This window comes from Verrucosispora sp. SN26_14.1, assembly GCF_004307965.1.
Classification (GTDB): domain Bacteria; phylum Actinomycetota; class Actinomycetes; order Mycobacteriales; family Micromonosporaceae; genus Micromonospora.
In genome coordinates, this window is sequence record NZ_SISL01000253.1 from 1 (window position 1) to 8,596 (window position 8,596).

The following is an 8,596-nucleotide window of genomic DNA, read 5'->3' on the forward strand; positions in this document are numbered from 1 at the left end:
GGCCGGTCCTGCCGGCCGCCGCCACCCGTCCACCTGTGCCTAGCCTCAGGCGGCGAGCCGCCGGCCGAGTTCCTGCACGACCTGCTCGGCCACGGTCGGCGGGATCGCCGCCGCGATCTCCTCGGGGGTGAGGCCGGCCAGCACACCGGTGATGATCGCCTGCTCGTCGGTGAAGTCGCGGTTGGCCAGCGACTCCACCGCGGACTGCAACGCGGTCAACTGCGCGCCGAGGCTACGCAGTGTCGGGTGCCCGACCTGGAACTTCGGGTCGGTGTGGTCCTCGCCCGTGGTGGTGCGGGTATAGGTCTGCCCGATCGGGTTGCGGCCGTCCAGGACGGTGAGGTTGCGGTGCACGGTCCTGAGCCAGTTGTGCTCCTCGGGGGTCATGTCCATCTCCTCCTGCTCGGGCGTGATGAGTCCGATGGTGGTCAGGTAACGGCGGAACAGCGGCGTCTGGTCACGTCCCGCCTTGATCGAGTCGCGGAAGAAACTGAAGTGGGTGTGCCACAGGTGGGAACGGTCGCCGGTGCTGCGCCGCCCCAGTCGGTCCCACCGCCGCACCACCTTGCCGTCGGGTGAGTAGATGATCTCGCGGATGTCCCGGCTGTCCGCCGTGTTGGCGACGCACTGGGCCACACACCAGGTCGAGAACGTGAACAGGTCGTGGTGACGACCGCCGCTGCCGACCCGGAACATACCCACGTCCAGCGCGGCCGCGTCCAGCGTCAGACCGTTGCGGTCCCGGGGCGACTCGACCACCGAGTAGTCGTTCGCGACGACCCGGTCCGATCCGGTGTGGTATCCCCCGCGGTGGTTGGCATCACCGACGATGCCGACCTCGTTGGGTTCCAGGTTCTCGTCGCGTACCCGGTTCGGGTCGCGGTTGAGGTGCTTGAGCAGCAAACTGCGGACGGCCATCAGGTTCGCCGGTGCCCGCGTCATGGTTCCCCCCTCTGCTGATCCGTCGGGGGCCGGGCACGGCAGTGACACCGCGTGCGCGGTAGGAAGGCTGTACAAGCGCTCCCGGCCAGTGGTTGCACAGCGCCGGGCGTACCCCCACCATAGCCGCACTTCTCGACGAATGCCCAGCTCAGAGCCGGTTTATTCAGCTTGGAGAAGCCTGTGAGGCAGAGTGGACGACCGGAAGGACCACTGCGGACGGATACTCCGGGTCGTGAATGATCTCCCGACGTCCACCACGGAGAGTCACGGCAGCGCCGAGGGGTTCGCCGGTTCCCGGGTTGCGCGAGTAGCGGGGATGGGCCCCGCCGGAGACCTGCACCCGCACCCGGTGCCCGGGGGCGAACCGGTGGGCGGTCGGCCACATCTCCACCGGCACCGCGACGGCACCGGTGGCGTCGGAGCGGAAGCGTCGCGGATCGACGCGGACCAGGCCGTCGCAGACGTTCCAGGACCGGCCACGCCGGTCCACGTCGCACAGTCGCACGAAGACGTCCAGGTGGGCCAGCTCGCTGCGCAGGTGGATCTCCGCCCGCACCGGGCCGATCACCTCGACCGCGTGCTCCAGCGGGTCGGTGGTCCAGGTCAACACGTCGGGACGGGCCTCGACCGGACGGTTGTCGAACGGCCCGGCGCGCTGGGCCACCAGCAGCGGGCCGCCCAGCGAGGGGGTCGGGTCAACCGGGTCGTACCAGAAGGCGTCCGGCGTCGAGGGCACCGGCGGCGAGGTACGCAGCGCGGAGCCCGGGTGCAGGTGCCACCGGGTGGGTCGGGCCGGTGGCGGCCAGTCGGGCAGGTCACGCCACCCGCCCCCGGTGCCGCCCAGGTGCACCCGCACGGGCGCGCCGGCACCGGTGTCCCGGTCGACACCGGCCGGCGCCGCGGCGCGGTCGTTCAGGTGTGCGTCGAGCCAGTCGAGTCCCTCGCGCAGCGCGGCGACGAACAGGCCGGGGCTGCCGTGGGTCCACGGCCCCACCACCAGCCTCGGCCGCGCCCCGGTGGCGCGCAGGGCCGCGTAGTCACGCAACTGGGCGGGCAGGAAGATGTCGTGCCACCCGCTGACCATCGCCACCGGCGCCCGCACCCGGTCGAGCCGGTCGTCGAAGATCCGGGTACGCCAGTAGTCGGCCTGCGGCGTGTGGTGCTCCAACCACTCCTGGAAGAACGGCACGGTGACCCCGGTGGCGATCCGGTCCGCCTCGACCAGGGGCAGGTGCGCCAGGGCGGCGGCCAGGCGGGGCTGGCCGCGTTTGAGCTCCCACTGCCGGGCCAGCCACGGCACGGTCTGCGCCTGGAGCAGTTCCACCCAGGTCAGCACCGTGTCCAGGGCGAAGGACTCGCCCGCGTACGTGGAGTCGCGGGTCGACGAGGCGGTGGCCACGGCGACCATCGCGCGCAGCTCGGTGCCCGCGTCGGCGGCCAGCGCCCACTGCACGAAACCCTGGTAGCTCGCGCCGAACATGCCGAACGCCCCACCCCACCAGGGCTGCCGACGCAGCCAGTCGAGGGTGTCCAACCCGTCGTCGCGCTCGTGCACGAACGGGTCGAAGGAGCCGCCGGAGCCGAAGGTGCCCCGGCAGGACTGGATGACCACGTGGAAGCCGCGCTCGGCGGCGAGCCGGCAGAGCAGCCGCATCGGCCCGCCCCGCCCGTACGGGGTGCGGATCAGCACGGTGGGCGCGTCCACCCGGTCCGGGCGGTAGTGGTCGGTGCGCAGGATCACCCCGTCGCGGACCCGGACCGGAATGTCCCGGGTGACAGCGACCCGACGGGTACGGGCCGGCGGCAGTCGCAACGCGGCGCCGGCGAGCGCCGACGTCAGTCGATCCCACATCGGGTCACTCCGTCCGGCGTCGGGGCGGCTCGGGTCGGGCGCCCCGGACGGTGTCCCGGTGTTCCCGCAGCGAGGCACCCATGGCGGAGATGAAGCGGTACACCACCTCCAGCTCGTCGTCGCGGAAGCCGCTCATCACCCGGTCGGTGCGCTCGCCCAGCGGCCGGAAGAAGTCCATCGCGAGCGCCGCACCACGGTCGGCGTAGCGGAGCAGGATCTTGCGCCGGTCGGTGGGATCCCGGTCCCGCCGGATGTGCCCGGCGCGTTCCAGCCGGTCGATCAGGGCGGTGACCGACCCGGAGGAGATGGCGAGGCGCTCGCCGAGCCGTCCCGGGGTGATCGGCGCCTCGGCCAGCTCGGCGTCCATGACCGCGATCAACGCCTGCAGGTCGGTGACGTTCAGACCGTGCTGCCCGGCGAAGGCGTGCCCCACGTGCTGGGCGTCCACGCCGTAGCGGCGCAGCTCGGCGGTGATCTCGGCGATCAGCAGCTCCCGGCGGGTATCCCGCCGCCGGTACATCCCCTGAGCCGCCACGTCGCGCCGCTTCCCCTCCCGAACGCCCGCGTCGGAGCATACCCAGCCGGCCGTCCACCACCGTTGTCGAGATTCTCACGCCGCCAGTAGTTGCCACATCTATCTTGATGGGCAAAACTCTCGACTGTCTAGATATCTGTCTGTCGAGAGACCTGTTTCGAGGGGCCCTACGGATGTCCGTATTAACCCGTGTCGCGCGCAGCCGCCGCGCAGCCTGGCTCACCGTCCTGCTGACGGTCGTCTTCGGCGCGATCGTCTTCGCCCTGCCCACTCCCGACAACCCGGCACCGGTCTCCGCCACCGGGCTGTCCGAGAGCTGGGAGTCGACGCAGGTCGAGCTGCTCCAGGACGAACTGCCCCAAAGTGACGTCGCCGCCGCCGTGGTGGTGGTCAGCCGCGACGACGGCGCCGCACTGACCGACGCCGACCAGGCCGCGATCACCACCGGATCCACCGGGCTCAGCGAGTTCGCCGTCGGCGGCCAGGTCGTCCCGCCCCAGGTGTCCCCCGACGGCACCGTCGCCCTGGTCGTCGTGCCGATGTCCACCGCCGGCGGCCAGGACGCCGTCAGCGCCCAGGTGGCCGAGCTGCGCGAGTCACTCACCGCGCTGCCCGGGGACCTGACCGTCGAGGTCACCGGCGGGCCCGCCTTCACCGCCGACCTCACCAAGGTCTTCGAGGGCGCCGACCTCACCCTGCTCGCCTTCACCGCCGCCGTCGTCGCGGTCCTGCTGCTGGTCACCTACCGCAGCCCGCTGCTCTGGCTGATCCCGCTGACCATCGTGGCAGCCACCGAGCAGATCACCCTGCGCGCCCTGGACACCATCATCCCGGCGGTCGGCATCAACTTCGCCGGTGGCGCCGTGACCGGCATCGCCAGCGTCCTCGTCTTCGGTGCCGCCACCAACTACGCCCTGCTGCTCATCGCCCGCTACCGCGAGGAACTACGCCGCGAGCAGGACCGCTTCGTCGCGATGCGCAAGGCCCTGCGCCGCACCGCCGAACCGATCCTGGCCAGCGGCGGCACCGTCATGCTCGGCGTACTCACGCTGCTGCTCAGCGAACGGGAACTCAACCGCGCCCTCGCCGTGGCCTGCGCCACCGGCATCCTGCTCGCGATGGCCTCGGCCCTGCTGGTGCTGCCCGCCGCCCTGGTGCTCGGCGGACGCCGCCTGTTCTGGCCGCTGGTGCCCGAGGTCGGCAGCCAGGGCCGCGAAGGCCGGATCTGGGGCCGCCTCGGCGCCGCCGTGATCCGCCGCCCGGTGCCCGTCGCGGCGCTGGCCACCCTGCTGCTGGCCGCGCTCGCCCTCGGCGGGCTGGGCCTGCGCACCGGCCTCTCCGAGACCGAGCAGTTCCGGGTCGAGCCGGAGGCGGTGGCCGGCGCGCAGACCCTCGGCCGCGCCTTCCCCGCCGGCACCACCCAACCCGTCGCGGTGATGACCAACCCCGCCACCGTGCCGGCCGTCACCGAGGCCGCCACCGCCGTCGACGGCGTCGCCTCCGCCCGCCCCGGCCCGGCCGGAGACACCGTCGCCCAGATCGACGTCGTCCTCGACGCCGAACCCGGCACCGCCGCCGCGAACCGCACCCTGGTCGCGCTCCGCGACGCCGTCTCCGCCGTACCCGACTCGGCACCCCCGACCCCGGCCGGCGTCGACGAGATCTCCGGCGCCCTGGTCGGCGGCAGCCTCGCCGGAGACTACGACTCCGCCGCCGCCGACGACCGGGACCTCCGGGTGATCCTGCCGCTGATCCTGCTGCTGGTCGCCGCAGTGCTCGTGCTGCTGCTACGCGGCATCATCGCCCCGGTGCTGCTGGTGGTCACCGTCGTCGCGTCGTACTTCGCCAGCCTCGGCGGTGCCTGGCTGCTCTTCGACCACGTCCTGGGCTTCCCCGCACTGGACACCACAGTGCCGCTGCTGGCCTTCGTCTTCCTCGTCGCGCTCGGCGTGGACTACAACATCTTCCTGGTCACCCGGGCCCGGGAGGACGCCCGCGCCACCGGCACCCGCGAGGGCATGCTCTCCGCGCTCCGCGCCACCGGCGGCGTCATCACCAGCGCCGGCATCCTGCTCGCCGCGGTCTTCGCGCTGCTCGGCGTGCTGCCGCTGATCACCCTGACCCAGATCGGCATCATCGTCTGCCTGGGCGTCCTGCTGGACACCCTGCTCGTCCGCACGGTCGTCGTGCCGGCGCTGGCGTTCCTGCTCGGCGAGAGGTTCTGGTGGCCCGGCCGGATCACCCGCGATCAGAACCCCAGGCAGACACACTCCGACATCAGCGCCCGCACGTTGCGCACGTAACCCGGATTGGGGATGGCCAACGGCTGCCCCGGTCGGGCCACCGCCCCGTGACCGAAGTTGTACGCGGCGATCACCGCGTTGAGCAGACAGGAGTCCAGTACGCCCGGGGTGCACAGGCCCGCGTCCAGCCGGTAGTCGGCGTCGAAGTACATGTCACCGATGTACTTGGTGAGCCACGCCAGATAGGTGCCGCCGAGATAGGCGTTGTCCCGGTAGTCCCACACGTCGTAGCTCTGCCCGAACCGCTGGTTCATCCAGGTCGCGGTATCCGGCATCACCTGCATCAGGCCGATGCCCTCGTCGCAGGCGACGATGTTGGACTGCCACCCGCTCTCCTGCCAGGCGGTCGCCTTGATCAGGTCCAGCGGAACGCGGATGTCCGGCGCGGAGGTCGGCCAGTAGGTCCGGCCTGCCGCGTCGGTCAGCGCCGCCTTGGCCTGCGCCCGGCTGGCCTGCTCGCCCTTGTAGGTGGGCTGGCAGCCACTGGGCGCGGGCTTCGGCGGCTTCGGCGGCACGTTGGTCTCCGTCGGCGGCTTCGGCACCGTCCTCGGCGCCGGGGCGCTGCGTCGCGGCGTCGGCTTCACGCTCGCCGTCGGCGACGGCGCGGCAGCCGACCGGGGCGCGGCACCCATCGACTGGACCGCCTTCGGCGTGGGACTGGCCTCGTCCGGCCCGACCGACTCGGTGGCCTGCGTCGGCTCCGTCGCCTCCTGCGGCAACGCGACCGGCGCGGGCACCTCCGTCGCCGGAGCGTCCACACTGGCGCAACCACCCCCGGTCGCCAGCAACAGCCCGGCGAGCAGCGCGACGCCCAGTCTGGTGACGCTCCGTCCCATGTCGACCCCCTTCGGCAGTGACGAGCCCGCCGCACACTAACAGCCCCAGGTCGTGTTTCGTGGCCCGCACATCCACGCCGCCCAGGTCAAGCCCCCTGTCGGCTACACCGTCGGCCCGAAACCCGACTCACGCACCGACCCGGCCGTCACCGCCCGGTCCCGCGTGGCCCACGCGACCATGAACACCGCCGGCCACGCCGCACCCAGCAACACCGCGCCCACCGTTCCGCTGGCCGTGCTCATCCCCAGATAGAGCCGCGCCCCGCCGATCGCGACGACCCCGACCGCCGCGACCGTCCAGGCCGCCACCGCCAACGGCCACCGCGCCCCCCGCGACAGCAACCAGGCCAGCGTGCACAGGCTGGCCGTGACCACCACGTTCTGCGTGGAGAACAGCACCGTCCGTCCGCCGGCGGCCAGGTCGGCCACCACCGCCAACACCACCAGCGGCACGAACGCACCGACCGTGCCCACCACGCTGAGCAGGTCCGCCCGCCACGGCCGGTGCCGCCACGCCTGCACCAGCGCCACCACCGCGACCACCACGATCAGCGACGATCCGCGCAACACCGACACCGCCGCCTGCGTCGCCTCCACCGCGTCCGGCGTACGCCGCGCCGCGAACCACCCCGCGATCGCCCCGTCCACCAGTGACAGACCGCTGTGCCGGACCACCGTCCGCAACGCCCAGGCGATGACCAGACCGACCGCGAACAGCAGCACCACCCCGGCCGCCAGATTCGCCAGCAACGCCCAGGCCGGACCGAGCCGCAGACTGAGCAGGAAGAACAGCAGCCCGTACCGGGCCGACAGCCACCGCAGCGGCGGCAGTCGCGCGGCCCGCGTCACCAGCGCCCGGACCGGGTCCGGGTTACGCCCCAGCCACCGCCCGACCATCACCACCGCGAGCAGCGCCGCGATCAGCACCAGCACCGCGCCGGTGGCCTGCCCGAGCAGCCGGGACACCGTCGCATACGACTCACCCGCCAGGTGCCCCACCAGCACCGACCCACCCACCCAGGTCGCCACCCCGGCCAGGTTCCACGGCGCGAACCGGCGGTACGGCATGCCCGCCGCGCCCGCCAGCCGGGGCACCAGCGTCCGGGCGAACGCCACCCAGCGGGCGGTCAGCACGCCCCGGCCCCCCATCCGCCCGAGCATCGCGTCGGCCCGCGCGCGGCGCTCGCGGGCCCCCACCCCCCGATACACCAGGGGCAACGCCACGTTCTCCACCGCCGAGGTACGCGGCAGCAGGTGGAACGCCTGGAAGACGAAGCCGATGGTCTCGTTGCGCAGCCGGGCCAGCTCGGGTGCGGAGAGCGCACCGACCTGCCGCCCGTCGATCGCCAGCCGACCACCGGTCGGCCGGTCCAGGCCGCCGAGCAGGTGCATCAGCGTGGACTTGCCCGAACCGGACGGCCCGATCAGCGCCACGTAGTCACCGGCCGCCACGGTCAGCGTGACGCCGCGCAGGGCGGGTACCGAGATCCCGTCGAGCTGGTACGTCCGGGAGACGTCCACCGCCTCGATCGCCGGAACCCGGCTCACCCGACCTCCTGGCCGTCCCGGACCTGGTCGGTGCCGCGCACCACGATCCGGTCGCCGGGCTGCACCCCGTCGACGATCTGCACCAGGTCCTGGCCCTGCACGCCGACGGTGACCGCCGCCTGGCCGGCCCGACCCTCGCGGATCAGCCAGACCGTGTCCCGACCGTCGACGGAGAAGACCGCCGAGGCGGGTACGGTCACCGCGTCCGCCGCCTCCCGGACCCGCAGCCGCACCACCGCGTTCATGCCGGGGCGCGGCGCCGGAGCCGGTTCCGCCTCGCCGAACCGCCCCGGGCCGAGAGAGAGCCGGACGCGATAGCTGACCCCGCCCCGGGCCGAGGTGCTGGGTAGCACGTCGATCGACTTCACGGTGGCGTCGTACACGGCACCGGTCACCGCGTCCAGCTCCACCGTGCCGGTCAGCCCGGTCCGGACCAGCAGCACGTCGGTCTCGTCGACCTCGGCCAGCAGACCCAGCTCGCCGGTGTCCACCACGGTCAGCACCGGAGTGCCGGCGGTGACCCGGCCGCCGACCGGGACGGCGGTGTCCACGCCGGCCGGGGGTCCCGCCGGGGCGCCAC

At 72.9% G+C, this 8,596-nt stretch carries 7 protein-coding genes; 1 reads left to right on the forward strand and 6 read right to left on the reverse strand.

The window, feature by feature from the left end:
- Nucleotides 1-45 precede the first annotated feature (45 nt).
- The 3 genes from EYA84_RS20575 to EYA84_RS20585 form a co-directional block, all read right to left on the reverse strand.
- Nucleotides 46-942 carry a hypothetical protein gene (locus EYA84_RS20575; RefSeq protein WP_131054679.1) on the reverse strand — a complete coding sequence of 299 codons (897 nt, stop codon included), beginning with the start codon at nucleotides 940-942 and terminating at the stop codon, nucleotides 46-48.
- A 163-nt stretch (nucleotides 943-1,105) separates the two neighbouring features.
- Complete coding sequence (locus EYA84_RS20580; RefSeq protein WP_131054680.1) at nucleotides 1,106-2,794, reverse strand: CocE/NonD family hydrolase; 1,689 nt, start codon at nucleotides 2,792-2,794, stop codon at nucleotides 1,106-1,108.
- A 4-nt stretch (nucleotides 2,795-2,798) separates the two neighbouring features.
- Nucleotides 2,799-3,314, reverse strand: a complete 516-nt coding sequence (locus EYA84_RS20585; protein ID WP_131054684.1) for a MarR family winged helix-turn-helix transcriptional regulator — start codon at nucleotides 3,312-3,314, stop codon at nucleotides 2,799-2,801.
- 188 nt (nucleotides 3,315-3,502) lie between these two features.
- Between EYA84_RS20585 and EYA84_RS20590 the strand changes: the two genes are divergently transcribed.
- Nucleotides 3,503-5,632: an efflux RND transporter permease subunit gene (locus EYA84_RS20590; protein WP_131054681.1), complete on the forward strand. Its 2,130-nt coding sequence runs from the start codon at nucleotides 3,503-3,505 to the stop codon at nucleotides 5,630-5,632.
- On the opposite strand, the gene EYA84_RS20595 is transcribed toward EYA84_RS20590, so the two are convergent.
- The 3 genes from EYA84_RS20595 to EYA84_RS20605 form a co-directional block, all read right to left on the reverse strand.
- Nucleotides 5,578-6,468 carry a lytic transglycosylase domain-containing protein gene (locus tag EYA84_RS20595; RefSeq protein WP_131054682.1) on the reverse strand — a complete coding sequence of 297 codons (891 nt, stop codon included), beginning with the start codon at nucleotides 6,466-6,468 and terminating at the stop codon, nucleotides 5,578-5,580. The two genes, EYA84_RS20590 and EYA84_RS20595, sit on opposite strands and share 55 nt — an antisense overlap.
- Nucleotides 6,469-6,570: 102 nt before the next feature.
- Nucleotides 6,571-8,016: an ATP-binding cassette domain-containing protein gene (locus EYA84_RS33565; protein WP_236145872.1), complete on the reverse strand. Its 1,446-nt coding sequence runs from the start codon at nucleotides 8,014-8,016 to the stop codon at nucleotides 6,571-6,573.
- Nucleotides 8,013-8,596, reverse strand: a 584-nt coding sequence (locus EYA84_RS20605; protein WP_131054683.1) for an efflux RND transporter periplasmic adaptor subunit, incomplete at its 5' end; no start/stop codon positions are given. The genes EYA84_RS33565 and EYA84_RS20605, both read right to left, overlap by 4 nt.

What these genes read in the sequence shown, in the direction of transcription:
- EYA84_RS20575 (WP_131054679.1), bottom strand. Translation starts at nt 942, where the DNA reads ATGACGCGGGCACCGGCGAACCTGATGGCCGTCCGCAGTTTGCTGCTC.
- EYA84_RS20580 (WP_131054680.1), bottom strand. Translation starts at nt 2,794, where the DNA reads ATGTGGGATCGACTGACGTCGGCGCTCGCCGGCGCCGCGTTGCGACTG.
- EYA84_RS20585 (WP_131054684.1), bottom strand. Translation starts at nt 3,314, where the DNA reads ATGTACCGGCGGCGGGATACCCGCCGGGAGCTGCTGATCGCCGAGATC.
- EYA84_RS20590 (WP_131054681.1), top strand. Translation starts at nt 3,503, where the DNA reads ATGTCCGTATTAACCCGTGTCGCGCGCAGCCGCCGCGCAGCCTGGCTC.
- EYA84_RS20595 (WP_131054682.1), bottom strand. Translation starts at nt 6,468, where the DNA reads ATGGGACGGAGCGTCACCAGACTGGGCGTCGCGCTGCTCGCCGGGCTG.